Raw genomic sequence first — 23,453 nt, 5'->3', positions numbered from 1 at the left:
CCGCGCCCCCGCAGACCTCCCCGCCCCTCCTGTCTCCCCGCATGCTCGGCATCGGTGCGGCCGTGGTCACCGTCGTGGTCTGGACCGCCTTCATCCTCATCGCGCGCGCCTCGGCCGCGCGCTCGCTCACGCCCTTCGACCTCGCCTTTGCGCGCGTCTGCGGCGCCAGCCTGGTGCTGGTGCCCTGGGGCGCCTGGCTGGCGACCAAGCACCGCGGCGCGGTGTCCTCGTTCTTCGGCCTGTCGCCGCTGTCGCTGCGCGTGACGGCCACCGCCGGCATCTTCGGCGGCGTGGCCTACGCGCTCATCGCCTACAGCGGCTTCTTCTTTGCGCCGGCCGGCCATGCCGCCGTGCTGATGCCCGGCAGCCTGCCGCTGTGGACCACGCTGCTGGCCGCGCTGGTGCTGCGCGACCGCATCACGCCCACGCGCGCCATCGGCCTGGCGATGATCGTCGCAGGCGACCTCGTGGTCGGCGGGCGCAGCCTGCTGCACGCCTTCGAGGGCGGCGAGGTCTGGAAGGGCGACCTGATGTTCATGGGCGCCGCCTTCTGCTGGGCCTGCTACAGCGTGGTGGCGCGCCGCCACGGCCTGGACGCCGTGCGCGCGACCATCGCCATCACCGTGTTCGCGCTCATGACCTATGTGCCGGTCTACACGCTGCTGGTGGCCTCGGGCGCGGTCGTGAGCCACATCGGCAGCGCGCCGTGGGGCGAGGTCGCGTTCCAGATGGCCTTCCAGGGCGTCGGCTCGGTGGTGATCTCGGGCATCACCTTCACCAAAATGATCCAGCACTTCGGCCCCGTGCGCACCACCATGATCACGGCGCTGGTGCCGGGCCTGTCGGCCTTCGGCGCGGTGCTGTGGCTGGACGAACCGATGCACTGGAGCCTGGTCGCCGGCCTCGCGCTGGTGACGGCCGGCATCCTGTTCGGCGTGCGCGCGGCGGCCGTGCGCGTGGCGCCGGTCTGCCCGACGCCGTGCCCGGCGGGAATGGGGCGTCCGAATGTCTGACAAGCTGCTGGCCTTCGACACGAGCACCGAGCACCTGTCGGTCGCGGTGCGCCACGGCGACCGCGTGCTGGCGCACAGCGGCGTGGGCGGCGCGCAGGCGTCGAGCACGCTGCTGCCGCTGATCCGCGAGCTGCTCGCCGACGCGGGGCTCGCGCTGGCCGAGCTCGACGCCATCGTCTTCGGACGCGGCCCGGGCTCCTTCACCGGCCTGCGCACCGCCTGCTCGGTGGCGCAGGGCCTGGCCTTCGGCGCCAAGGTGCCGCTGTTGCCGGTCGACACCTTGCTGGCCGTGGCCGACGAGGCGCGCCATGCCTTCGGCGCGCAGCGCGTGGTGGCCGTGCTCGATGCGCGCATGGACCAGCTCTACGCCGCGCACTACGACTTCGCCACCGCCGGCCCGTTCGGCGGCGACCCCGAGCCGCTGCTGCTGGCCCCCGAGGCGCTCGAGGTGCCGGCCGGCTGGGTGCTGGCCGGCAATGCCTTCACCGCCTACGGCCCGCGCCTGGCGAGTGCCACGGCCCGCCACGAGGTGCTGCCCACGGCCGCCGCCATGCTGCGGCTGGCGCCCGCGCTGCTCGCGGCCGGACGCACCGTGCCCGCCGCGCAGGCCTGGCCACTGTATGTTCGCGATAAAGTGGCGCAAACCACCGAGGAACGCGCCGCCATCAAGGCGGCGGCCGCCGTTCCGCCGAACCCCGCATGAGCGCCGTCCTCCAGTCCGTCGAAGCCCGTCTTGAACCGCTCACCGTCGAGCGGATCGATGCCGTGTGCGCGGTCGAGCAGACGGCCTACACGCACCCCTGGACGCGCGCCAACTTCACCGATTCGATGGCCGTGGGCTACCACTGCCAGTGCCTGCTGGCGCCCGGCGTGGCGCCGGGTGTCGAGTCGCCCTGCACGAGCCTGGGCGAAACGCTGATCGGCTACTTCGTCGCCATGAAGGGCGTGGACGAGGTGCACCTGCTCAACATCACCGTGGCGCCGGCCTTCCAGCGCCAGGGCTGGGCGCCGCTCATGCTCGAGGCGCTGGCCGGCTGGTCGCGCGGCGAGGGCGCGCTGTGGCTGTGGCTCGAGGTGCGCGAAAGCAACCGGCGTGCGCTCGACATCTACCTGCGGCAAGGCTTTCGCAGCGTCGGCGTGCGCAAGGGCTACTACCCGGCGTTCGACGGCAAGCGCGAAGACGCGGTCGTCATGAGCATGCGCCTCAACGAAACAGGCTCCGCCTGGGGAGCTTTGCGATGACGGACACCGCGGTCCACACCCTGCGCCTGGACGCGCGCCAGCGCGCCATGCTCGACGAGATGGGCGTGAAGGTCTGGTGGCCTGTGCCGCCGGAACCCGAGATCGAAGTCGAAGCCGAGCCGGAGGCCCCCGTGGCCGCTGATTCCGGCATGCCCGACATGCCCGAAGGCCCGCCGTTGGAGCTCGACGAGCGCGACCAGTCGTATGACGCACCGCCTCCGCCACGCCCGGCCCCGGCGCCTGTCGCCCGCCCCGTGGCCGCGCCGGCGCCGCGTCCCGTGGCAGCGCCGCCCGTCGCGCAAGGCGCCGCCGTGCTGGTCGAAGCCCCCTGCCGCCTGTACGCCGACAAGGCCGACGCCGCGGCGCCGGTGCAGGGCGGCTGGCTGGTCGTGGCCGACATGCCCCCCGAGGCCGACGGCCGCCACGGCGAGCCCTTCGCGGGCGACGCCGGCCGCCTGCTCGACAACATGCTGCGCGCGCTGAAACTGCACGACGGCCGCACGCCCGTGCACCTGATGCGCACGCACCGCGGCGTGGCCGCCGGCCAGCCCGGCAGCCCGCAGCCGATCGACGCCGCCTTCGACGCCCACGCGGCGGCGCTGGCGCCCAGCGTCGTGCTGGCGATGGGCCCGCTGGCCGCGCAGAGCCTGATGCAAAGCCGCGATCCGCTGGGCAAGCTGCGCGGTCGCGCCGTGCCGCTGGCGTCGGCGAACGGCGTGCCCGTCGTGGCGACGTACCACCCCGCCTACCTGCTGCGCAACCCGGCCGACAAGGCCCGCGCCTGGGCCGACCTGTGCCTGGCGGCGCAGCAGGCCACCCCCACCGCCTGAGACCGGCGGGCGGGGTCCGTAAAATCGGGCCCCATGACTTTCCTCGACAAGCTGGCCGCTGCACAGCAAACCAACGGTTCGTTGCTCTGCGTGGGCCTCGACCCGGAGCCAGCCAAATTCCCGGGGGCGTACAAGGGCGACGCCAGCCGCATCTATGACTTCTGCGCGCGCATCGTCGACGCGACGGCCGACCTGGTCATCGCCTTCAAGCCCCAGATCGCCTACTTCGCGGCCCACCGCGCCGAAGACCAGCTCGAACGCCTGATGGAGCACATGCGCCGCAACGCGCCCCATGTGCCCACCATCCTGGACGCCAAGCGCGGCGACATCGGTTCCACCGCCGAGCAGTACGCGCTCGAAGCCTTCGAGCGCTACGGCGCCGACGCCGTGACCCTGTCGCCCTTCATGGGCTTCGACTCGGTCGCGCCGTATCTCCAGTACGAAGGCAAGGGCGCCTTCCTGCTGTGCCGCACCAGCAACCCCGGCGGTTCCGACCTGCAGGGCCAGCGCCTGGCCAGCGTCGAGGGCCAGCCCTTCCTGTACGAGCACGTCGCCCGCCTGGCGCAGGGCCCGTGGAACCTCAACGGCCAGCTCGGCCTCGTGGTGGGCGCGACCTACCCGGCCGAGATCGAGCGCGTGCGCGAACTCGCGCCGACGGTGCCGCTGCTGATCCCGGGCGTCGGTGCCCAGGGCGGCGACGCGGTCGCCACCGTGCGCGCCGGCTGGCGCGCCGACGCGCCGATCATCGTGAACTCGTCGCGGGCCATCATCTACGCCTCGTCGGGCGAAGACTTCGCCGACGCCGCGAAGAACGCCGCGCGCACCACGCGCGACGCATTGGAAGCAGCGAAGCCCTGACGGGCCTTCAGTTCCGCCGCAGGCGGGTGAAGAGCTCGAATTCCCAGTTGCGCATGCCAAGCAGCAGGGTGTAGCCCTCGCGGTCCTTGGCCGACAGCTTCTGGTCGGTCTGGTGCTGCTGCGCAAAGTCTTGCGCCACGCGCTGCAGCCGCTCCATGAAGGCAGGCGCGAGCGACCGGCTGATCGAGCCGTGCACCAGCAGCAGCCCTTCGGCCGGGCCGTCGAAGCCGCCCTTGTAGTAGTCGAGCACCACGTTCTCGCGGAAGAACTCCATCACCGGGCCGTGCGGGCGCCAGCGGAAGGTCTTGGCGAGCTTCAGGCGGTACCGGTTGAGCGGGCGCAGCTCGATGATGCCGATGCGGTCCAGCTGCGCCAGGCAGCCGATGCACTCGGCCTCGGTGATCCGGTACGACGACACGATCTGCTCCAGCGTCCACTGGCTCAGCACGCTGATCGCCACCAGCAGCAGCTTCTTGTCCTTGACCACGGCCTTTTCCTGCTCGTGGGTCAGCTCCTTCAGCAGCGGCTGGGCGTCGGCCACGCGCCGCGCCAGCTCGGCGAAATCGATCTTCAGGGCGCGGCAGATCGCATCGACGCGCGACAGCGGCATGTCGCTCTTGGCCAGCATGCGCTTGACGCTGGACTCCGCCATGTCCAGCGACCGGGCCAGGTCGGCATACGTCATGCGGGCGCTTTTGAGTTCGTTCTTGAGGGCCTGGACCAGATCGACGGTGGTGCTCATGAAGGGAGGGTACGGGTTGAAGGTATAGAAAAAGGATACCGAAGGGAGTGAAATAGTGCCTCGTATCGATTCTCGATGCCTGGGGAAGGGCTGGCAACTAGATTCCACCCGCCAGCCACCACCCCACCGAGGAACGCCATGCTTCTGCCCACCCTGACACGCCGCGAACGCGGACTGTTGTTCACCTTCGCGCTGCTCTTGCTGATCGCCTTCTTCGGCCCGGCGCTGCCGGCCGCCGACGTGGCGATTGCCTCCGTGTTCGCCGACAACCGGCCGCTGTTCCACCTGCCCAACGCGATGGACGTGCTGAGCAACCTGCCGTTCCTGGCCATCGGCTGCCTGGGGCTGTACCGGCTCAACCGCATCGACCGCTCGCACCAGGAGGCGCTGGCCGGGTTTCCGCTGGCGCCGCCCGCCAACGACCCGCCCGACAACACGCTGGACTGCGCCTGGCTGTTCTTCGCCGGCCTGATCGCCACCGCCGCCGGCTCGGCCTTCTATCACCTGATGCCCGACGCGCCCCGCCTCGCCGCCGACCGCGCCGGCATGGCCGTGGCCTTCGCGGGCCTGATCGGCATCGCCGTCTGCGAGCGCGTCAGCCAGCGCGCCGGCTGGCCGGCCGCCTGGTTCGTGCTCACGGCCGGCCTGCTGGCGGCCGAGGTCTGCCAGGAAACCGGCAACGTGCTGCCCTGGGCGCTGGTGCAGTTCGGCGGCATGGCGGTGGTGCTCACGCTGGCGCTGGCCACGCCGATGCGCGGCGCTGTCGGGCTCAAGCTGGGCTGGGTGATCGCGTTCTATGTGGTGGCCAAGGCCTTCGAACTGGGCGATCACGCCATCTACGAAGCCACCGGCCACCTCGTGTCGGGCCACACCCTCAAGCACCTGGTGGCGTCGCTGGCCGGCCTGCCCGTGCTGATGGCGCTGTACCGCCTTGAAAAGGGCTGGCGCGCGACGCTGCTGCGGCACAATCCCGACCCAGCCGCCATCGCGGCATGACGCGGCTTGGCCACTGGAACGCCCGTGGCGCAGCGGTAGAAGACAAAGAGGAGATTGCATCGCATGACAACCCCCGCCGCCGCCGCGCCCGCGCCCGTGGTGCATGAGCCCAACGCCCACGCGAACCAGTTCGCCCTGCTCGGCCAGCGGCGCTTCGCGCCCTTCTTCTGGACCCAGTTCGCGGGGGCCGCGAACGACAACCTCTTCAAGTTCGCCTTCACCGTCATGGTGACCTACCAGCTGCAACTGAGCTGGATGCCGCCGGCGATGGCGGGGCTGGTGATCGGCGCGCTGTTCATCCTGCCTTTCCTGCTGTTCTCGGCCACGGCCGGGCAGCTGACCGACAAGTTCGACAAGACGAAGATGATCCGCTTCGTCAAGAACCTCGAGATCGCGATCATGCTGATCGCCGCCTGGGGTTTCGTGCGCGCCGACGCGGTGGTGCTGCTGGGCTGCGTGTTCCTCATGGGGCTGCACTCCACGCTGTTCGGGCCGGTCAAGTTCGCCTACCTGCCGCAGGTGCTCGATTCGCGCGAGCTCACGGGCGGCAACGGCATGGTCGAGATGGGCACCTTCGTCGCCATCCTGCTGGGCCAGGTGGCGGGCGGGCTGCTGGTGGCGATGCCGCAGATCGGCCACACCACGGTGGCCGTGGCCTGCCTGCTGCTGGCGCTGGTGGGGCGCGGCGTGGCGCAGGCCATTCCGCCCGCGCCGGCCACCGACCCGGGCCTGTCGATCAACTGGAACCCCTTCAGCGAAACCTGGCGCAACCTGATGCTGGCGCGCGAGAACATCGTGGTGTTCCGCTCGCTGCTGGGCATTTCGTGGATGTGGTTCTTCGGCGCGGTGTTCCTGAGCCAGTTCCCGAGCTTCGCGAAGGAAGTGCTGCACGGCGACGAGCAGGTGGCCTCGCTGCTGCTGGTGGTGTTCTCGGTGGGCATCGGCGTGGGCTCGCTGCTGTGCGAGACGCTGAGCCGCCGGCAGGTGGAGATCGGCCTGGTGCCGCTGGGCGCCATCGGCATGAGCGTGTTCGCCATCGACCTGTACTTTGCCTCGCGCGCGCTGCCCCCGGTGACGGGCATGGGCCTGGGCGCCTTCATGCAGCAGCCGGCGCACTGGCGCGTGATGGCCGACCTGGGGCTGCTGTCGCTCTTCGCGGGCCTGTACAGCGTGCCGATGTACGCGCTGATCCAGCTGCGCAGCCAGCCCACGCACCGCGCGCGGATCATCGCGGCGAACAACATCCTGAACGCGCTCTTCATGATCGGCAGCTCGGTGCTGGCCGGTGCGCTGCTGGGCGCGGGCTTCACCATTCCGCAGATCTTCCTGTTCACCGGCATCGCCAACGCGGTGGTGGCGTTCTACATCTTCATGCTGGTGCCCGAGTACCTGCTGCGCTTCGTGGCCTGGGTGCTGTCGCGCTTCGTGTACCGCTTCGACATCAAGGACGACCAGCACATTCCCACCGAGGGCGCTGCCGTGCTGGTGTGCAACCACGTGAGCTTCATCGACGCGGTGCTGCTGATGGCCGCGAGCCCGCGCCCGATCCGTTTCATCATGGACCACCGCATCTTCAAGGTGCCGGTGCTCGGCTGGCTGTTCAAGCTGGCCAAGGCCATTCCGATCGCACCGCAGAAGGAAGACCCGGCCGCGTACGAGGCGGCCTTCGCCAAGGCCATCGGCGTGCTGCGCGAAGGCGACCTGCTGGGCATCTTCCCCGAAGGCGCGATCACGCGCGACGGCGAGCTGCAGCCCTTTAAGGGCGGCGTGATGAAGATCCTCGAGGGCGCGCGCGCCGAAGGCATCGAACCGCCCGTGGTCCCGATGGCGCTGACCAACCTCTGGGGCTCGTACTTCAGCCGCATCGAGCTGCGCGGCGGCCAGCAGGTCGCCATGGCCAAGCCCTTCCGCCGCGGCCTCTTCAGCCGCGTGGGCCTGCGCGTGGGGCACCCCGTGGCGCCGCAGGAGGTGCAGCCCGAGACGCTGCGCCAGCGCGTGGCCGGCCTGCTGGCCTCCTGAGGCGTGCACCCCAAAGTATCTCTTCGGGATACTGCGGGACGCCAGGATCGCAACTGGTTGAAGTATTCGAGCCCCGCGGCATGAAGGCGAACCATCATTCGCTCACCTTCACTGCGCCGCGAGGCCTTCATGCAACCCCTCTCATCCTCCACCGTTTCGATCATCCAGCGCGGCCTGCCGGCTTCGCGCAAGACCGCCCTGGTGCGCTCGATGGCCGCCCTGGCCTTTGCCGCCTGCGCCGCGTTCGCGGGTGTCGCGACGCCGCTGCCCGCACGGGCCCAGAGCGAGGCCTCGGCCGCGCTGTCGCTGCTGCCCGTGGCCTCGGTGGTCGGTGCTGCGTCGGTCGTCGGTGCCTCGGCCACTGCGGTGGTCGCCGTGCCCGCGGCGCTGTCGGTGGGCGGCTCGGTGCTCACCGTGATCGCGGTCGAGGCCTCGGTCGACGGCACCGTCTACCTGCTCGAACGCGCCTCGGACGGCGCCCGCGCCAGCGTCAAGGTGATGGGGCGCGCCACCCGTGGCGTGTCGGCGGCCGCCGGCACGGCCGTGGTCGTCAGCGTGATCGGCACCGGCGTCGTGCTCTCGGCTGCTGGCGAGGTGCTGGCCTTCGTGCCCAACGCGGTCGGCCGCGCACTGCTTCACAACGAAAGACTGTCGTGAAACCCGCCTCGCGCCCCGCGCTGCTGCTGGCGTTCACCGTCGCAGCGGTGCTGCCCTTGCAGGCGAACGCCGGCCGCTCGTGCGAACAGGTCAGGCCGACGCCGGCGCTCATCGTCAAGGGCATGCAGCTGGCCGAGCGCACCTCGCAGCAGCTCGATGCGAGCGGTGCGCGCGTGGTCATCCTGGCGCGCGCCGGACAGGACCTGAGCAAGTACGGCCTGCGCTATTCGCACCTGGGCATCGCCTACAAGACCGACGAGGGCCCGTGGCGCGTGGTGCACAAGCTCAACCACTGCGGCACCGCGGTGGCCGCGGTCTACCGGCAGGGGCTGGGCGAGTTCTTCCTCGACGACCTGTGGCGCTACGAGGCCGCCTGGTCCGTGCCCACGCCGGCAGTGCAGGCGCAGCTGATGGCCGCGCTGCGCGAGCCCGATGCGCGCCTCGTGCGCCTGAACGTGGCGCCCTACAGCATCGTGAGCTACGCCTGGGGCCAGAAGTACCAGCAGTCGAACCAGTGGGCCATCGAGACCCTGGCCGCCGCGATGGAACCTGCCACCATCGGCACCCGCGCGCAGGCGCAGGCCTGGCTGCAGTTCAAGGGCTACGAGCCCACCACGCTGAACCTCGGCCCGCTGACCCGCCTGGGCGGGCGCGTGGGCTCGGCCAACATCGCGTTCGACGATCATCCGAACGAGAAGCGGTTCTCGGACCGCATCGAGACCGTGACCGTCGACTCGGTGTTCGCCTGGCTGCCGCGTGCGGGCTTAGGCGCGGCGCCGGTCACACTCAAGCTCTGAGAAGGTGTGAACGAACCCGCCATGTCCGCTCATCCCGCCCAGACACGCCCCCTCGGCGTTGCAAATGCTCGCCATAGCCCGAGCTATGGCTGCGCTTTGCGCCTTGATGGGGCGCGCCTGGGCGGGCTGCTCGGCCACGCCGGATTCATTCACACCTTCTGAGCGAAGCGACGCAACGAAGAAAAGAAAGAACGAAGGAAAGACCATGAGCAAATCCCTGCGCCTGTCCGAGAAGTGGTTCCGCCGCGGCCTGTGGCTGGTGGCGTTCGTGTTCGCGAGCTTCCTGATCGGGCTGGGCAGCACGATCGTGGGCGACCTGCCGCAGGTCGAGCGCGTGCGCGTGCTCGACGACTTCATCGACAAGCCCGCGGCCGAGCCGCTGCGCGCCACCATCAAGGCCTCGGAGGCCGCCGAGCTGCAGGCCGCGCGCGACCTCGACCAGGCGCAGCTGCAACTCAACACCGCGCAGCAGGCCAGCGCCAACGCGCGCGAGACCTTCGGCAACTGGATCGCCACGCGCCGCGCCACCGCGCAGCCCGACCAGGACACCGAGCTCATCGCGCGCACCAAGGCGCTCGACGCCTTCAAGCAGAAGGAAGACGCGGCGCAGCGCAAGGCCGACGCCCAGCGCCAGATCGCGCTCGACGCGCGCCAGGCCGAGCAGCGTGCGCGCGCGGCATTGGGCGTGCTGGAGCACGACGCGCAACAGCGCCTGGACGCCGAGTACCGCCGCGTCGAACTGCGCGTGTTCGGCTACCGGCTCGCGCTGACCCTGCCGCTGCTGCTGGTGGCCGGCTGGCTGTTCGTGAAGAAGCGCAAGAGCACCTACTGGCCCTTCGTGTGGGGCTTCATCTTCTTCGCGCTCTTCGCCTTCTTCGTCGAGCTGGTGCCCTACCTGCCGAGCTACGGCGGCTACGTGCGCTACGTGGTGGGCATCGTGCTCACGGTGCTGGTGGGGCGCTATGCCATCGTTGCGCTCAACCGCTACCTGGCGCGCCAGAAGCTCGCCGAGCAGCAGCCCGACCAGGTGCGCCGCGAAGAGCTGAGCTACGACACCGCGCTGGCTCGGCTGGCCAAGAGCGTGTGCCCCGGCTGCGAGCGGCCGGTCGACCTGAAGAACAACGAGATCGACTTCTGCCCGCACTGCGGCATCGGCCTGTTCGACCACTGCGGCCACTGCAGCACGCGCAAGAGCGCGTTCTCCAAGTTCTGCCACGCTTGCGGAACCTCGGCCGCTGCGCATACACCTGTGACCGGCACTGCGCAATCGGTCACGCCGGGCGCGCCGGTTCAGCCGGCCACGTAGCGAAAGCGCCGCACGGTCGTGCTACAACCCCGGGCTGCGTCACGCAACGCCGTGCCGCGGGTTTTCCCATTCACATTGACGGAGCACACCCATGAGCATTTTCGGCAAGATTTTTTCCAAGATTTTCCCGTCGGCCAACGCCGCTGAAGTCGTCGCCGCACCGCCGGCGGCTGCACCCGGCGCACCGGCCGCTGTCGCACCGCCGCCCGCGATCCCGCTGGGCGACGTGCCCGCCGTCCTGGACGCGATGCCGGGTGCCGCCGGCCTGAACTGGCGCACCTCGATCGTCGACCTGCTCAAGTTGCTGGGCCTGGACAGCAGCCTCGCCGCGCGCAAGGAACTGGCCAGCGAAATCCTCTACAGCAACGGCGAACCGGGTTCGGCCGAATGGAACATCGGCCTGCACAAGCAGGTGATGACTCGCATCGCCGCCAATGGCGGCACGCTGCCGGCCGAACTGCGCGACTGATCGTCCCGCCACCCACGCAGCAAAAAGCCCGGCATGCCGGGCTTTTTCTTTGGGGCGACCGGTGAAGCGCTTCAGGTCCAGCCCGCATCCACCACGTAGTCCTGCGCGGTGCACATGCGCGAATCGTCGGCCGCGAGGAACAGCGCCATCGCCGCAATGTCCTCCGCCATCACGCGGCCCGGCAGGCACTGCGCCGCATCGATCTCCGCGGCGGATTCGGGCTTCACCCACAGCTTGATCTGCCGCTCGGTCATCACCCAGCCCGGCATGATCGTGTTGACCCGGATGTTCTGCTTGCCCAGGTCGCGCGCCAGCGAGCGCGTGAGGCCGTTCACGCCCGCCTTGCAGGCCTGGTAGACCGGGTAGCCGCGGCCCTTCATGAGCCAGCTGATCGAGCCGAAGTTGACGATCGAGCCGCCGCCCAGCGCGCGCATGTCGTCGGCCACGGCCTGCGCGGCAAAGAACTGGTGCTTGAGGTTGACGGCCACGAGGCGGTCGAAGTCGTCGCTGGTCACGTCGGCCATCTCGTGGCGCCGGTCGTTGGCCGCGTTGTTCAGCAGCACCGACACCGGCCCGAAGCGCTGGCGCACCGCGTCGATGGCGGCAGCGAGCGCGGCCGTGTCGGTCACGTCGCAGGGCACGAACAGCGCGGGGTGCGCGCTCTGCAGCTGCGCGGCGAGCGCATCGCCGGCGGCGGTGTCGAGGTCGCAGAAGCCGACCTTCGCACCCTGCGCGTGGAAGGCCCGCACCAGCGATTCGCCGATGCCGCTGGCGCCGCCCGAGATGAACACGGTGCGATCGGCCAGCGAGGGGTAGCGGGCGGTATAGGCCGTGGGTGGGGAGGCGTTGGTCATGAGGGGCAGGGCAACCGCAGTGAAGACAGGGCAAGCGTACCGGATGACGGCGTCCCTGGTGCCGGCCGGGCCTCCACCCGGCGTATGGCTTCCGGCCTGTGGGCAGGGCGCCGTGGCAGGCATACGCTTCAGCCCATGAGCTCCTTCAACCGCCGCTTCGTCTTCTGTCTCGCGCTGCTTCCGGCCGCCTTCGCGGCGCGGCACGTCCGCGCGCAGGCGCAGGCACCTGCGCCCGTGCTGCTCTTCAAGGTGGTCTCGCCGCGCGACGACATCGTGGTGGGCATCGAGGCGGCCCAGCTGGGCGCCGGCGCGGCGCCGCCCGTGCAGCGGCTTGCCGCCATGCTGGCCGAGAAGGGTCAGCTCACGCTCTGGCAATACGCCTCGCACAAGGACGCGAGCGGGGCGCTGGTGCAGGCGCCGCTCAGGCAGGTCGTGGTCTTCAGGAACGAGCTGCTGCGCATCGAACCCTACGCGACGCCGCTGACCATCCAGCCGCCGGGCGCCGTGAAGCCCTAGACGCCGCGTGCGCGGTCGGCCTTGAATTGCGCGCGGAACGCCGTGAAGGTGCCCGCGTCGAGCGCCTCGCGGATCTCCGTCATCAGGTTCAGGTAGTAGTGCAGGTTGTGGATCGTGCACAGCATCGGCCCGAGCATTTCGCCGCAGCGGTCCAGGTGGTGCAGGTAGGCGCGGCTGAAGCCTTCGCGCCCGCCGTCGTTCCAGCTCACGCCCGAGGTGCCAGCGCAGGCGTGGCAGGTGCAGCTGGGGTCGACCGGCTGCGGGTCGCTCTTGTGGCGCGCGTTGCGCATCTTCAGGTCGCCGAAGCGCGTGAACATCGTGCCGTTGCGCGCATTGCGCGTGGGCATCACGCAGTCGAACATGTCCACGCCGTCGGCCACGCCCTGCACCAGGTCCTCGGGCGTGCCCACGCCCATCAGGTAGCGCGGCTTGTTCGCGGGCAGCCGGTGCGGCGTGTGGCCCATGATGTGCAGCATCTCTTCCTTGGGCTCGCCCACGCTCACGCCGCCGATGGCGTAGCCGGGGAAGTCCATGTCGACCAGCGCCGCCAGCGACTCCTCGCGCAGGTTCTCGAACATGCCGCCCTGCACGATGCCGAACAGCGCGTTCGGGTTCGAAAGGCGCGTGAACTCCGCCTGGCAGCGCTTGGCCCAGCGCAGGCTCAGCTCCATCGAGACGCGCGCCTCGGCCTCGGTCGTGATGTGGCCCTTGGTGTCGTAGGGCGTGCACTCGTCGAACTGCATCACGATGTCGCTGTTCAGGATGGTCTGGATCTGCATCGAGACCTCGGGCGTGAGGAACAGCTTGTCGCCGTTGACGGGCGACGCGAACTTCACGCCTTCTTCGCTGATCTTGCGCATCGCGCCCAGCGACCACACCTGGAAGCCGCCCGAGTCGGTGAGGATGGGCTTGTCCCATTTCTCGAACTGGTGCAGCCCGCCGAAGCTCGCCATGACGTCCAGGCCCGGGCGCATCCACAGGTGAAAGGTGTTGCCCAGGATGATCTGCGCGCCCATCTCCTCGAGGCTGCGCGGCATCACGCCCTTGACGGTGCCGTAGGTGCCCACGGGCATGAAGATCGGCGTCTGGACCTTGCCGTGGTTGAGCGTGAGCGTGGCGCGGCGCGCGTGGCTGTCGGGGTCGGTCTTGAGGAGTTCGAAGTTCAGCATGATGTCGTTCAGTCCTGGGTGCGTGCGAGCAGCATGGCGTCGCCGTAGCTGAAGAAGCGGTAGCCGTTGGCGATGGCGTGGGCGTACAGCGCCATCACGCGCTCGTAGCCCGCGAAGGCCGAGACCAGCATCATCAGCGTGCTCTTGGGCAAATGGAAGTTGGTCACCAGCACGTCGACGTGCGCGAAGGCAAAGCCCGGCGTGATGAAGATGCGCGTGTCGCCCGTGGCCTCGCCGCTCTTGGCCCACGACTCGAGCGTGCGCACGGTGGTCGTGCCCACCGCGACCACGCGCCCGCCGCGTGCCTTGCATTCGGCAATGGCGCGCTGCGTGGCCTCGGGCACTTCGTAGCGCTCGGCGTGCATCGTGTGTTCGGCGATGTTCTCGGTCTTGACCGGCTGGAAGGTGCCGGCGCCCACGTGCAGCGTGACGTTGGCGCGCTGCACGCCGCGCGCTTCGAGTTCGGCCAGCAGGCCTTCGTCGAAGTGCAATGCGGCTGTGGGCGCGGCCACGGCGCCGGGCACGCGCGCGAACACGGTCTGGTAGCGGCTTTCGTCGTCGGCCGAGTCGGTGTGCGTGATGTAGGGCGGCAGCGGCACGTGGCCGCAGCGCTGCATCAGCGCATACGGGTCTTCGCCGGCGTCGCTCTCGAAGCCGAAGCGGAACAGCGCGCCGTCTTCCTCGGGCCAGCGGCCCAGCAGCGTGGCGCGAAAGCCGCCCACCATCTCGAGCGTGGTGCCCACGGGCGGCTTCTTGCTGACCTTCATGTGCGCGACCACCTCGTGGCCCTGCAGCACGCGCTCGACCAGCAGCTCGAGCTTGCCGCCGGTCGGCTTCTCGCCGAACAGGCGCGCCTTGACCACGCGCGTGTCGTTGAAGACCAGCAGGTCGCCCGCGCGCAGCAGCGAGGGCAGTTCCTTGAAGATGCGGTCGGCCGGGGCGGGGCCTGTACCGTCGAGCAGACGGGAGGCGGTGCGTTCGGTGGCCGGGTGTTGTGCCACCAGCTCGGGCGGCAGATGGAAATCGAAATCGGAAAGCGTGAAGGCGCGCATGGTGCTTGAGGGCCGGACGGGCCCGTGCCAAGGAGGCATGGGAAGAGAAAAAGGCGGAGAGCGGCGATTGTCCCATGGCCCGGAATCACGGGCGCCGCCGGGGGTTGCCGAGGCAGAATCGACGCATGGTCGATTCTTCCGTCGTGCGTGTCACGCCAGCCCCCGCCCCTCCTTCCGAAGGCGAGCTCTTCAAGAAGATCCTGGGCGGCGCCTGGACGGGGCTGCACCCCGACATCCGCCGGCGCTTCGACAAGAACCCCCTGCCGGGCAAGGCGCTGCACTACCTGGGCGCGCTCAGCGAGCTGCGCTGCTCGCGCTTCGGCAAGCTGCTGGGGCACCTCACGCAGCCGATGATCCAGGGCGCGCTGATCCCCTACAGCGACAGCCACTTCCCGGTCGAGATCCAGGTCTACGCCCGGCCCGAGGACCCGGCCATCTACAAGCAGCGCATCTACCGCCTGCACGACCGCAAGCCCATCCAGTTCACCAGCTTCATGCGCGAGAGCGAGCGCGGCGAGGTGCTGGAGTACGTCGGCATGGGGCTGGGCATGAAGCTGGTGCTGAGCGTGGAGCCCAACGGCAGCCTGCATTTCCAGAGCGACGGCTATTTCTGGGAGGTGTTCGGCTGGCGCATTCCGCTGCCGGGCGTGTTCACGCCGGGGAAGACTTTTCTCTGGCACCACAACGAGACGCCCGAGCGCTTCAACATCCGCATCGAGATCCGCCACTGCCTCATGGGCACCACCTTCACGCAGGTCGGCGTGTTCGAGGAAGTGCCGGAGCCGCAGGCGGTGTCCGCATGATCGACACGCACCTGCTGGCCCTGCAGCTCATGGCGGCGCAAGGCGCGCTGGGCGCCTTCGACACGCTCTACCACCACGAAGGCACCGAGGCGCTGCCGCGCCGCGGCACGGCGGGGCGCGAGCTGGCGATCCACGCCACGCGCTCGTCGATTTATTGCGCGCTGTTCCTCGGCCTGTCGGCATGGGCCTGGCACGGCGCGTGGGCGTGGGTGCTGCTCGTGGTGTTCGGCGTCGAGATCGTGCTCACGCTGTGGGACTTCGTGGTCGAAGACGGCAGCCGCCTGCTGCCGCCCACCGAGCGCGTGACGCACACAGTGCTGGCCATCAACGCCGGCGCGTTCATCGCGCTGCTGGCGATGAGCGCGGTCGGCTGGGCAGCGCAACCGACGGCGATGGTGTGGCAGCCGCACGGCTGGCTCAGCGCCTTCCTGGCGTTGTGCGGCGTGGGTGTCGGTATCTCGGGCCTGCGCGACGGCTTCGCGGCGCGCGCCTTGTTCAAACAGCAGAAGCAGGCGCAGGTGCGCGCCGTCGAGGCCCCGGTGCATTTCGGCACGACGCCGCAGCAGGTGCTGGTGACGGGCGGCACCGGCTTCATCGGCCAGATCCTCGTGCGCCACCTGCTGGACGACGGCCATGCGGTGACGGTGTGGACGCGCGACGCGCGCGCCGCCGCCTGGGGCTTTGGCGGCGCGGTGCGCTGCGTGCAGTCGCTCGACCAGATTCCCGCCGCCGACGCCATCGACGTGGTCGTCAATCTCGCGGGTGCACGCATCCTCGGCCAGCGCTGGAGCGCAAGGCGCCAGCAGCAGCTGCTGCAAAGCCGCGAAGGCCTGACGCAACAGCTCGTCGCGTGGATCGCCACGCGCCCGCGCAAGCCGTGGCTGCTGCTCTCGGGCTCGGCCATCGGCTACTACGGCGTGCAGCCGCAGGGCGACGCCACCGAGCTCGCCGAAGACGCGCCGCCGCAGGACATCTTCATGTCGACGCTGTGCCAGCGCTGGGAGCAGGCCGCGCACGCGGCCGTGGCGCACGGCGTTCGCGTGGCCTGCCTGCGCTTCGGCTTCGTGCTGGGTCACCAGGGCTCGCTGCCGCAGCTGCTGATGCCGGTGCAGCTGGGCATGGGCGGTCGCCTGGGCAGCGGGCGGCAGTGGCTGTCGTGGGTGCATGTGCACGACCTGATCCGCGCCATCGCGCATGTGTGGACGATGACGGAGTCCGCCACCGACCCTGTCGCCGCGCAGGCCTTCAACGTCACCGCACCGGGTGCAGTGAGCCAGGAGGCCTTCACCCGCGTCGCCGCCGGCGTGCTGCACCGCCCCTGCTGGATGCCCACGCCCGCCGCGCCCGTGAAGCTGCTGCTCAGCGAGCAGGCCGACCTGCTGCTCGAAGGCCAGCGCGTGGTGCCGGCGCAGCTGCTGCGCACCGGCTTCCAGTTCATGTTCCCCGATGCCCGCAGCGCCTTGACGGACCTTTGCCGTCCACGCTAGAAGCCTTGTCCGTGCCCGCCAAGAAAGAACCGACTCCCCCCGCCGCGCCGGCGTCACCGCCCGGCACCGGCCTGAGCCTCGTGCAGCGCGCGCTGCGCAAGCTCGGCCTCGTGCGCGACATCGACTTCGCGCTCTACCTGCCGATGCGCTACGAGGACGAGACGCGCATCGTGCGCCTGGCCGACACGCGCGACGGCGACATGGCGCAGGTCGAGGGCGTGGTCACCGAGTGCGAGGTGGTGTTCCGCCCGCGCCGCCAGCTCATCGCCACCATCGACGACGGCAGCGACACCTGCCAGCTGCGTTTCTTCAACTTCTATCCGTCGCAGCAGAAGCAGCTCGCGGTGGGCGCCAAGGTGCGCGTGCGCGGCGAGATGCGCGGCGGTTTCGTGGGGCGGCAGATCATGCACCCGACCGTCAAGGCGGCCGGTACGGCGCTGCCCAACGCGCTCACGCCGGTGTACTCGACCGTGGCCGGGCTCGCGCAGCCGGTGCTGCGGCGCGAGGTGCGCTCGGGCCTGGCGCGCGCGCTGCTCGACGAGACCATTCCAGTGCAGATCGGCCTGCGCGGCGCGTGGGACCTGCGCAGCGCGCTGAGCTTCCTGCACTACCCGACGCCCGACGTGTCGATCGCCGCGCTCGAAGACCACAGCCACCCGGCGTGGCAGCGCATCAAGGCCGAAGAGCTGCTGGCGCAGCAGCTCTCGCAGCTGCAGGCGCGGCTGGAGCGCGCGGCGCAGCGTGCGCCGGTGCTGCCTGCGTCCACCGACGCGGCGGCGAGCTCGCTGCATGCGCAGTTGCTCGCCGTGCTGCCCTTCGGCCTCACCGGCGCGCAGCAGCGCGTGGGCGAGGAGATCACGGCCGACCTGCATCGCCAGATTCCGATGCACCGCCTGCTGCAGGGCGACGTGGGCTCGGGCAAGACCGTGGTCGCGGCACTGGCCGCGGCGCGCTGCATCGACGCGGGCTTCCAGTGCGCGCTGATGGCGCCCACCGAAATCCTCGCGGCCCAGCACTTCGGCAAGCTGGTCGGCTGGCTCGATCCGTTGCTGGCCGAGCGCGGTCTGCGCGTGGCCTGGCTCACGGGCAGCCAGAAGAAGAAGGAACGCGACGAGATGTCGGCCGCCGTCGAAAGCGGCGAGGCCGCGCTGGTCATCGGCACGCATGCGGTCATCTCGGAGAAGGTGCGCTTCAAGAACCTGGCGCTGGCCATCATCGACGAGCAGCATCGCTTCGGCGTCGCGCAGCGCCTGGCCCTGCGTGGCAAGGCGGGCGGTGACCTCGAGCCCCACTTGCTGATGATGAGCGCCACCCCGATCCCGCGCACGCTGGCGATGAGCTATTACGCCGACCTCGACGTGTCCACGCTCGACGAGCTGCCGCCCGGCCGCACGCCCATCGTCACCAAGCTGGTGGCCGACCACCGGCGCGACGAGGTCATCGACCGCATCCAGGCGCAGATTTCACAGGGCCGGCAGGTCTACTGGGTCTGCCCGCTGATCGAGGAGAGCGAGGCGGTCGACCTGCGCAACGCCACCGAGACGCGCGACGAACTCGCCGGCACGCTGGGCGAACACATCCAGGTCGGCCTGCTGCATTCGCGCATGCCCACGGCGGAGAAGCAGGCGGTGATGGCCGCCTTCACCGCGAACGAAATCCAGGTGCTCGTGAGCACCACGGTGATCGAGGTGGGCGTGGACGTGCCCAACGCCTCGCTGATGGTGATCGAGCATGCCGAGCGCTTCGGCCTCTCACAGCTGCACCAGCTGCGCGGGCGCGTGGGGCGCGGCGCGGCGGCCTCGGCCTGCGTGCTGCTCTATGCGCCGGGCGACAGCGGGCGCGTCGGCGAAGCGGCGCGCGCGCGGCTCAAGGCGATGGCCGAGACCGGCGACGGTTTCGAGATCGCGCGGCGCGACCTGGAGATCCGCGGCCCCGGCGAGTTCCTCGGCGCACGCCAGTCGGGCGCACCGCTGCTGCGCTTTGCCGACCTCGCGACCGACACGCTGTTGCTCGACTGGGCGCGCGAGCTCGCGCCGGTGATGCTGCAGAAGCACCCCGAGCTGGCGCAGCGCCACATCGATCGCTGGCTCGGCACGAAGGCCGAATACCTCAAGGCCTGAGCAGACCCAGCAGCCGATCGAGCCCGCCCTCGTCGATCGCCAGCATGGCGGCTTCGCGCACCATCGGCTTGGCGTGGTAGGCCACCGACAGCCCGGCCACGCGCATCATCGGCAGGTCGTTCGCGCCGTCGCCCACGGCGATGGCCCGGGCCGGCGGGATGCCGATCGCGCGGCAGCATTCGAGCAGCTTGTCCTTCTTGGCCTCGCCGTCGCAGATGTCGCCCCAGGGCTGGGGCAGCATGCGCCCGGTGAGCCGGCCGTCTTCGATCTCGAGCACGTTGGAGCGCGTGTCGTCCAGCTGCAGCCGCTCGCGCAGGCGGTCGGTGAAGAAGGTGAAGCCGCCGCTCAGCAGCACGACGCGCAGGCCGGTCTGCTTGCACGCGGCGATCAGCGTCTCGGCGCCGGGGTTCAGGTGCAGGCGCTGGTCGTACACGGCCTGCAGCGCCGACAGCGGCACGCCGCGCAGCAGGGCCACGCGCCGGCGCAGGCTGTCCTTGTAGTCGGTGATCTCGCCGCGCATCGTGGCCTCGGTGATGGCCGCGACCTCGGGGCCGCAGCCCGCGATGTCGGCGATCTCGTCGACCGTCTCGATGTCGATCAGCGTCGAGTCCATGTCGAAGGCGATCAGCTTGAAGTCCGACAGCCGCAGGGAAGGAAGAGTGAGCGTGGTGGTCATGGGGTGGGGCTGCCCGCGTTCCAGTGCTGCGTGCCGAGCCAGTCGACGAACTGCCGTGCCAGCGCGGCCACCGGCCCTTCGGTGCGGTACAGCGCGTAGACGCCCGAAGCCGGCAGGCGCGGTTCGGGAAACACCAGGCGCAGCCGGTCGGCGCGGATGTCTTCCTCGAGCAGGCACCAGGGCGCCAGCGCGAGCCCCAGGTCGTTCATGGCGGCCTGCATGCACAGGAACTGGTGGTCGAACACGGGGCCGGGCAGCTGGGGCGGCACGCGCACGCCGGCCAGCTCGAACCAGCGCGGCCAGTTCTCCACTTCGCCGGCGGCCTGCAGCAGCGGGTGGCCCAGGCAGTCGGCCATGCTGGCGATGCGGTGGCGCTCGATGAAGCGTGGCGACGCCACGGCCACGAGGTGGTCGTCCAGGCAGCGCACGCAGGTGTGGTCGGGGCGTTGCATGGGAATGCGGCGGATCAGCACGTCGCTGCCGGCCTCGGCCTGGTCGAAGAACTGGCGGCCCAGGGTCGACAGCTGCACGTCGGTCTGCGGCGCCAGGGCCTGGAAGCCGGCCAGCCGCGGGATGAGCCACTTCATCGCCAGCGAGGGCGTGGTGCACACGCGCAGGCTGGCGCGCTGGTGGGGCGACTTCAGCGCGGCCGTGGCGCTGGCGATGCGGTCCAGGCTGGCCTGCACCTCGGCGAAGTAGTCGCGCGCATGCGGCAGCAGCGTCGCGCCGCGGGCCTCGCGCGCGAACAGCGGCTGGCCCAGGTAGTCCTCCAGCAGGCGGATCTGCTGGCTGACGGCGCTGTGCGTGATGCTGAGTTCGTCGGCGGCCGCGGTGAAGTTGGCATGGCGCGCCGCCGCTTCGAAGGCGCGCAGCGCCTTCAAAGGGGGGAGGCGTCGGGTCACCACATGCGTACCTTGGCGAGCGGGCTTGTCTTCCTCATGTTCTTTTCGTGTTCGGTTGCGTGCCGCCCGGGGTTGGAGGCCGGCGCGCATCGTAGACCGGGAAGCCTGCAGAAAAACTAACCGGCCGCCTTAAAAAATACGGCTGGTGGCGTGTGGAGGGCGCACCTAGCATCGCGCTTCCTTCCACCCTGAACAAGAGACATGGCTTCCATCACCATCGACAACGTCGTGAAGCAGTTCGCCAACCAGACGGTGCTGCAGAACCTGTCGCTGCATGTGCCCGATGGCGCCTTCTACACCCTGCTGGGCCCCAGCGGCTGCGGCAAGACGACCCTGCTGCGCTGCATCGCGGGCTTCAACGAGCCCGACGGCGGGCGCATTCTTTTCGACAAGGACGACGTGACGCGCGTGTCCACCCACCACCGCGACATCGGCATGGTGTTCCAGGACTACGCGCTGTTCCCCGACAAGACGGCCTTCGACAACGTGGCCTATGGCCTGCGTGCGCGCAAGGTGCCCAAGGCCGAGATCGCCCGGCGCGTCAACGAGGCGCTGGACAAGGTGAGCCTGCTGGCACTGGCCGACCGCTACCCCGCGCAGATGAGCGGCGGCCAGCGCCAGCGCGTGGCGCTGGCGCGCGCGCTGGTGATCCGCCCGCGCGTGCTGCTGATGGACGAGCCGCTGTCCAACCTCGACGCCAAGATGCGCCTGCAGATGCGCGACGTGATCCTGGACCTCGTGCGCGAGGCCGGCATCACCACCGTGTTCGTCACGCACGACCAGGAAGAGGCGCTGGCCATGTCCGACCGCATCGCCATCATGGACCGCGGCAGCATCGCGCAGCTGGGCACGCCCGAAGAGCTGTACGGCACGCCGGTGAACGCCTACGTGGCGGACTTCATCGGCTCGGCCAACGTGATTCCCGTGCCGGCCGAGTCCGCCGGCGGGGCCGCGTCGCACGTGCGCTACCAGCTGTGCGGCCAGCAACTGGACGGCAAGCAGGGCGGCGCCGCGCTGGGCGCGCAGGGCATCCTCATCGCGCGCCCCGAGGCGCTGTCGCTGATGGCGCCCGCGCCTCATGTGCCCAACGCCATCGCGGGCGAGGTGCTGCGCCGCCAGTACCTGGGCTTCAAGACCGCCTACCGCATCCGGCTGCACGACCAGTCGGAGATCCGCGTCGAGCTGCATGCCGGCAACATGGTGGCCGACTTCCAGGCCGGCGATGCGGTGCAGGTGCTGGTGCCGGCCGACAGCCGCGTCGTCGCCGCCTGAACGGACACGCACGCCATGAAAATCAACTGGTGGCCCTGGGGTTTCCTGACCCTGCTCAGCCTCGTGCTGCTGCTGTTCTTCGTGTTCTACCCGTTGGGCACGCTGTTCGTGAACAGCGTGCGCGACGAGTCGGGCGCGTTCTCGCTGTCCGGCTTCATCACCTTGCTGCAGGACAGCGAATACCTGCTCGCGTTCCGCAACACGCTGGTGCTCGGCGTGTCGGTCACGGCCTGCACCGTGGCCGTGGGCGTGCCCTTCGCCTACATGGTGGCGCGCTACGACTTCCCGCTGAAGAACCTGGTGGCGGTGCTCCCGATCATGACCATCGTGATCCCCGAGATCATCGTGGGCCAGTCGTGGCTGCTGCTGCTGGGCAACAACGGGCTGGTGACCAACCTGCTCGCGGGCGCGGGCATCACGCTGCCGACCTTCTACGGCTGGACCGGCATGGTGTTCTCCATGACCCTGGTCTACTACACCTACATCTACCTGGGCGTGCTGGCCGCGCTGCGCGGCTTCGACGGCCAGCTCGAAGAGGCCGGCCTGAGCCTGGGCACCTCGCCGCTGGTGACCAAGCTGCGCGTGCTGGTGCCGGTGATCCTGCCGGCGGTGCTGGTCAATGCGCTGGTGGTGTTCACGCTGGTGGTGGGCAACTTCGCGCTGTCGGTGGTGCTGGGCAGCAGCGTGCCGCTGCTGTCGGTCATGACGTACAACGCCTTCGTCGGCGAGATGGGCGGCAGCCCCACGCTGCAAAGCGCGATGTCGGTGGTGTCCATCGGCATCGTGGCCATCGTGCTGTTCTTCCAGAAGCGCGTGGTCGAACGCAAGATCTACACGATGACGCAGGGCCGCGCGCCCGCCGTGGTGCGCGTGCGCTCGGGCGCGGCGGTGTTCTACACGCTCAGCGTGGGCGTGATCATCGTGCTGTCGATGCTGCCGCTGCTCATCGTCTTCGTGGGCGCCTTCACCGAGACCAGCGGGCCCGTGATGCGCTGGGGCCAGTGGTCGCTGTCCAGCCTGGAACGCGCGCTGCGCGGTGCGCCCGAGCCGATCATCAACTCGCTGAAGTTCGCCTCGATGGCCACCGTGGTGGGCGTGGCCTTCGCGGTGCTCGTGAGCTACCTGACGATCAAGAAGCGCAACCCCTTCACGCAGCTGCTGGACTACATCGTGGTGCTGCCGCTGACCATCTCGGGCACGGTGCTGGGCATTGCGCTGGTGCAGACCTTCAACACCGGCTGGCTGGTGCTGGCGGGCACCTCGGGGATCATGGTGCTGTGCTACACGGTGCGCCGCCTGCCCTTTGCGGTGCGCAACGCCTCGTCGACGCTGTTCAACATCTCGGACTCCATCGAGGAGGCCTCGATCAGCCTGGGCGTGTCGCCGCTGAAGACCTTCTTCAAGGTGCTGCTGCCGGCCATGAAGGCCTCGATCATCTCGGCCGCCATCCTGATGTGGGTGACCACGATCTCGGAGCTGTCGGCCTCCATCGTGGTCTACACGGGCGGCCTGGAGACCATGCCCATCGCCATCTTCCGCCAGGTCGACGGCGGGCGCCTGGGCCTGGCCTCGGCCTACGGCGCGGCGCTGGTCAGCGTGATCCTGCTGCCCATCGTGGTGGCGATCAAGGTGTTCCGCATCAACCTCTTCTCCAGCAAATGACCCACCCATTC

At 69.8% G+C, this 23,453-nt stretch carries 23 protein-coding genes; 17 read left to right on the top strand and 6 right to left on the bottom strand.

Annotated elements, in window-relative coordinates:
• The first annotated feature begins 41 nt into the window (after positions 1-41).
• The 5 genes from AC3WQR_RS09960 to pyrF are packed head-to-tail and all read left to right on the top strand — an operon-like array spanning position 42 to position 3,943.
• A complete protein-coding gene (locus AC3WQR_RS09960; protein ID WP_492741894.1) occupies positions 42-1,013 on the top strand; it encodes a DMT family transporter in 972 nt (323 codons plus the stop codon).
• Positions 1,006-1,716 carry a tRNA (adenosine(37)-N6)-threonylcarbamoyltransferase complex dimerization subunit type 1 TsaB gene (tsaB, locus tag AC3WQR_RS09955; protein WP_492741889.1) on the top strand — a complete coding sequence of 237 codons (711 nt, stop codon included), beginning with the start codon at positions 1,006-1,008 and terminating at the stop codon, positions 1,714-1,716. The genes AC3WQR_RS09960 and tsaB overlap by 8 nt, the downstream gene beginning before the upstream one ends.
• Positions 1,713-2,255: a ribosomal protein S18-alanine N-acetyltransferase gene (rimI, locus tag AC3WQR_RS09950; RefSeq protein ID WP_062483095.1), complete on the top strand. Its 543-nt coding sequence runs from the start codon at positions 1,713-1,715 to the stop codon at positions 2,253-2,255. The genes tsaB and rimI overlap by 4 nt, the downstream gene beginning before the upstream one ends.
• A complete protein-coding gene (locus AC3WQR_RS09945) occupies positions 2,252-3,085 on the top strand; it encodes a uracil-DNA glycosylase family protein (RefSeq protein ID WP_492741887.1) in 834 nt (277 codons plus the stop codon). The genes rimI and AC3WQR_RS09945 overlap by 4 nt, the downstream gene beginning before the upstream one ends.
• Positions 3,086-3,118: 33 nt before the next feature.
• Positions 3,119-3,943: an orotidine-5'-phosphate decarboxylase gene (gene pyrF / locus AC3WQR_RS09940; protein WP_062477481.1), complete on the top strand. Its 825-nt coding sequence runs from the start codon at positions 3,119-3,121 to the stop codon at positions 3,941-3,943.
• Between the two features lie 7 nt (positions 3,944-3,950).
• Here the strand turns inward: pyrF and AC3WQR_RS09935 are convergent, their stop codons facing one another.
• Positions 3,951-4,685 (bottom strand): helix-turn-helix domain-containing protein, encoded by a 735-nt coding sequence (locus AC3WQR_RS09935; protein ID WP_062477478.1) that lies wholly within the window; start codon positions 4,683-4,685, stop codon positions 3,951-3,953.
• Between the two features lie 138 nt (positions 4,686-4,823).
• Between AC3WQR_RS09935 and AC3WQR_RS09930 the strand changes: the two genes are divergently transcribed.
• The 6 genes from AC3WQR_RS09930 (at position 4,824) to AC3WQR_RS09905 (ending at position 10,929) form a co-directional block, all read left to right on the top strand.
• On the top strand, positions 4,824-5,681 hold the full coding sequence (locus AC3WQR_RS09930) for a hypothetical protein (protein WP_095747243.1): 858 nt from the start codon (positions 4,824-4,826) through the stop codon (positions 5,679-5,681).
• A 63-nt stretch (positions 5,682-5,744) separates the two neighbouring features.
• Complete coding sequence (locus tag AC3WQR_RS09925) at positions 5,745-7,700, top strand: MFS transporter (protein ID WP_492741885.1); 1,956 nt, start codon at positions 5,745-5,747, stop codon at positions 7,698-7,700.
• Between the two features lie 210 nt (positions 7,701-7,910).
• Positions 7,911-8,357 carry a hypothetical protein gene (locus AC3WQR_RS09920; RefSeq protein WP_062477469.1) on the top strand — a complete coding sequence of 149 codons (447 nt, stop codon included), beginning with the start codon at positions 7,911-7,913 and terminating at the stop codon, positions 8,355-8,357.
• Positions 8,354-9,154, top strand: a complete 801-nt coding sequence (locus AC3WQR_RS09915) for a DUF2145 domain-containing protein (RefSeq protein WP_489062787.1) — start codon at positions 8,354-8,356, stop codon at positions 9,152-9,154. The genes AC3WQR_RS09920 and AC3WQR_RS09915 overlap by 4 nt, the downstream gene beginning before the upstream one ends.
• A gap of 205 nt (positions 9,155-9,359) precedes the next feature.
• Complete coding sequence (locus AC3WQR_RS09910; protein ID WP_492741884.1) at positions 9,360-10,460, top strand: serine endopeptidase; 1,101 nt, start codon at positions 9,360-9,362, stop codon at positions 10,458-10,460.
• 91 nt (positions 10,461-10,551) lie between these two features.
• Positions 10,552-10,929 carry a DUF3597 domain-containing protein gene (locus tag AC3WQR_RS09905; protein WP_015867813.1) on the top strand — a complete coding sequence of 126 codons (378 nt, stop codon included), beginning with the start codon at positions 10,552-10,554 and terminating at the stop codon, positions 10,927-10,929.
• 71 nt (positions 10,930-11,000) lie between these two features.
• Here AC3WQR_RS09905 and AC3WQR_RS09900 read toward each other — a convergent pair whose 3' ends face one another.
• The gene (locus tag AC3WQR_RS09900; protein WP_492741883.1) at positions 11,001-11,783 is read right to left on the bottom strand and encodes an SDR family NAD(P)-dependent oxidoreductase; all 783 of its coding nucleotides are present in this window, start codon (positions 11,781-11,783) and stop codon (positions 11,001-11,003) included.
• 135 nt (positions 11,784-11,918) lie between these two features.
• On the opposite strand from AC3WQR_RS09900, the gene AC3WQR_RS09895 reads away from it, so the two are divergent.
• Complete coding sequence (locus AC3WQR_RS09895) at positions 11,919-12,299, top strand: hypothetical protein (RefSeq protein ID WP_492741882.1); 381 nt, start codon at positions 11,919-11,921, stop codon at positions 12,297-12,299.
• On the opposite strand, the gene tgt is transcribed toward AC3WQR_RS09895, so the two are convergent.
• Both tgt and queA read right to left on the bottom strand, forming a co-directional pair.
• Positions 12,296-13,468, bottom strand: a complete 1,173-nt coding sequence (tgt, locus tag AC3WQR_RS09890; RefSeq protein WP_492741881.1) for a tRNA guanosine(34) transglycosylase Tgt — start codon at positions 13,466-13,468, stop codon at positions 12,296-12,298. The genes AC3WQR_RS09895 and tgt overlap by 4 nt on opposite strands.
• 8 nt (positions 13,469-13,476) lie before the next feature.
• Complete coding sequence (gene queA, locus AC3WQR_RS09885; RefSeq protein WP_095747235.1) at positions 13,477-14,520, bottom strand: tRNA preQ1(34) S-adenosylmethionine ribosyltransferase-isomerase QueA; 1,044 nt, start codon at positions 14,518-14,520, stop codon at positions 13,477-13,479.
• Positions 14,521-14,645: 125 nt separating this feature from the next.
• Between queA and AC3WQR_RS09880 the strand changes: the two genes are divergently transcribed.
• From AC3WQR_RS09880 to recG, 3 genes are read left to right on the top strand one after another with little or no spacing between them, the layout of a single operon-like run.
• Positions 14,646-15,323, top strand: a complete 678-nt coding sequence (locus tag AC3WQR_RS09880) for a DUF4166 domain-containing protein (protein WP_492741880.1) — start codon at positions 14,646-14,648, stop codon at positions 15,321-15,323.
• Positions 15,320-16,810 (top strand): TIGR01777 family oxidoreductase, encoded by a 1,491-nt coding sequence (locus AC3WQR_RS09875; protein ID WP_492741879.1) that lies wholly within the window; start codon positions 15,320-15,322, stop codon positions 16,808-16,810. Before AC3WQR_RS09880 ends, AC3WQR_RS09875 begins: the two co-directional genes overlap by 4 nt.
• A gap of 11 nt (positions 16,811-16,821) precedes the next feature.
• Entirely contained in the window at positions 16,822-18,930 is a 2,109-nt protein-coding gene (gene recG / locus AC3WQR_RS09870) for an ATP-dependent DNA helicase RecG (RefSeq protein ID WP_492741878.1), read from the top strand.
• On the opposite strand, the gene serB is transcribed toward recG, so the two are convergent.
• Both serB and AC3WQR_RS09860 read right to left on the bottom strand, forming a co-directional pair.
• Positions 18,920-19,606 carry a phosphoserine phosphatase SerB gene (gene serB / locus AC3WQR_RS09865; protein ID WP_492741877.1) on the bottom strand — a complete coding sequence of 229 codons (687 nt, stop codon included), beginning with the start codon at positions 19,604-19,606 and terminating at the stop codon, positions 18,920-18,922. The genes recG and serB overlap by 11 nt on opposite strands.
• A complete protein-coding gene (locus tag AC3WQR_RS09860; RefSeq protein WP_223301447.1) occupies positions 19,603-20,511 on the bottom strand; it encodes a LysR substrate-binding domain-containing protein in 909 nt (302 codons plus the stop codon). Before AC3WQR_RS09860 ends, serB begins: the two co-directional genes overlap by 4 nt.
• A gap of 198 nt (positions 20,512-20,709) precedes the next feature.
• Here AC3WQR_RS09860 and AC3WQR_RS09855 point away from each other — a divergent pair, with 198 nt between their 5' ends.
• Together AC3WQR_RS09855 and AC3WQR_RS09850 are read left to right on the top strand one after the other, a co-directional pair.
• Entirely contained in the window at positions 20,710-21,780 is a 1,071-nt protein-coding gene (locus AC3WQR_RS09855) for an ABC transporter ATP-binding protein (RefSeq protein ID WP_062477439.1), read from the top strand.
• A gap of 15 nt (positions 21,781-21,795) precedes the next feature.
• Complete coding sequence (locus AC3WQR_RS09850; protein ID WP_062477436.1) at positions 21,796-23,442, top strand: ABC transporter permease; 1,647 nt, start codon at positions 21,796-21,798, stop codon at positions 23,440-23,442.
• Positions 23,443-23,453: the final 11 nt, after the last annotated feature.

Source organism: Variovorax sp. FW305-3-2-15-B-LB1, from assembly GCF_058787635.1.
This window is presented reverse-complemented; position numbering and strand designations above follow the sequence as displayed.

Coding starts and splice junctions, on each gene's coding strand:
- AC3WQR_RS09960 (WP_492741894.1), top strand. CDS start 42: ATGCTCGGCATCGGTGCGGCCGTGGTCACCGTCGTGGTCTGGACCGCC.
- tsaB (WP_492741889.1), top strand. CDS start 1,006: ATGTCTGACAAGCTGCTGGCCTTCGACACGAGCACCGAGCACCTGTCG.
- rimI (WP_062483095.1), top strand. CDS start 1,713: ATGAGCGCCGTCCTCCAGTCCGTCGAAGCCCGTCTTGAACCGCTCACC.
- AC3WQR_RS09945 (WP_492741887.1), top strand. CDS start 2,252: ATGACGGACACCGCGGTCCACACCCTGCGCCTGGACGCGCGCCAGCGC.
- pyrF (WP_062477481.1), top strand. CDS start 3,119: ATGACTTTCCTCGACAAGCTGGCCGCTGCACAGCAAACCAACGGTTCG.
- AC3WQR_RS09935 (WP_062477478.1), bottom strand. CDS start 4,685: ATGAGCACCACCGTCGATCTGGTCCAGGCCCTCAAGAACGAACTCAAA.
- AC3WQR_RS09930 (WP_095747243.1), top strand. CDS start 4,824: ATGCTTCTGCCCACCCTGACACGCCGCGAACGCGGACTGTTGTTCACC.
- AC3WQR_RS09925 (WP_492741885.1), top strand. CDS start 5,745: ATGACAACCCCCGCCGCCGCCGCGCCCGCGCCCGTGGTGCATGAGCCC.
- AC3WQR_RS09920 (WP_062477469.1), top strand. CDS start 7,911: ATGGCCGCCCTGGCCTTTGCCGCCTGCGCCGCGTTCGCGGGTGTCGCG.
- AC3WQR_RS09910 (WP_492741884.1), top strand. CDS start 9,360: ATGAGCAAATCCCTGCGCCTGTCCGAGAAGTGGTTCCGCCGCGGCCTG.
- AC3WQR_RS09905 (WP_015867813.1), top strand. CDS start 10,552: ATGAGCATTTTCGGCAAGATTTTTTCCAAGATTTTCCCGTCGGCCAAC.
- AC3WQR_RS09900 (WP_492741883.1), bottom strand. CDS start 11,783: ATGACCAACGCCTCCCCACCCACGGCCTATACCGCCCGCTACCCCTCG.
- AC3WQR_RS09895 (WP_492741882.1), top strand. CDS start 11,919: ATGAGCTCCTTCAACCGCCGCTTCGTCTTCTGTCTCGCGCTGCTTCCG.
- tgt (WP_492741881.1), bottom strand. CDS start 13,468: ATGCTGAACTTCGAACTCCTCAAGACCGACCCCGACAGCCACGCGCGC.
- queA (WP_095747235.1), bottom strand. CDS start 14,520: ATGCGCGCCTTCACGCTTTCCGATTTCGATTTCCATCTGCCGCCCGAG.
- AC3WQR_RS09880 (WP_492741880.1), top strand. CDS start 14,646: ATGGTCGATTCTTCCGTCGTGCGTGTCACGCCAGCCCCCGCCCCTCCT.
- AC3WQR_RS09875 (WP_492741879.1), top strand. CDS start 15,320: ATGATCGACACGCACCTGCTGGCCCTGCAGCTCATGGCGGCGCAAGGC.
- serB (WP_492741877.1), bottom strand. CDS start 19,606: ATGACCACCACGCTCACTCTTCCTTCCCTGCGGCTGTCGGACTTCAAG.
- AC3WQR_RS09855 (WP_062477439.1), top strand. CDS start 20,710: ATGGCTTCCATCACCATCGACAACGTCGTGAAGCAGTTCGCCAACCAG.
- AC3WQR_RS09850 (WP_062477436.1), top strand. CDS start 21,796: ATGAAAATCAACTGGTGGCCCTGGGGTTTCCTGACCCTGCTCAGCCTC.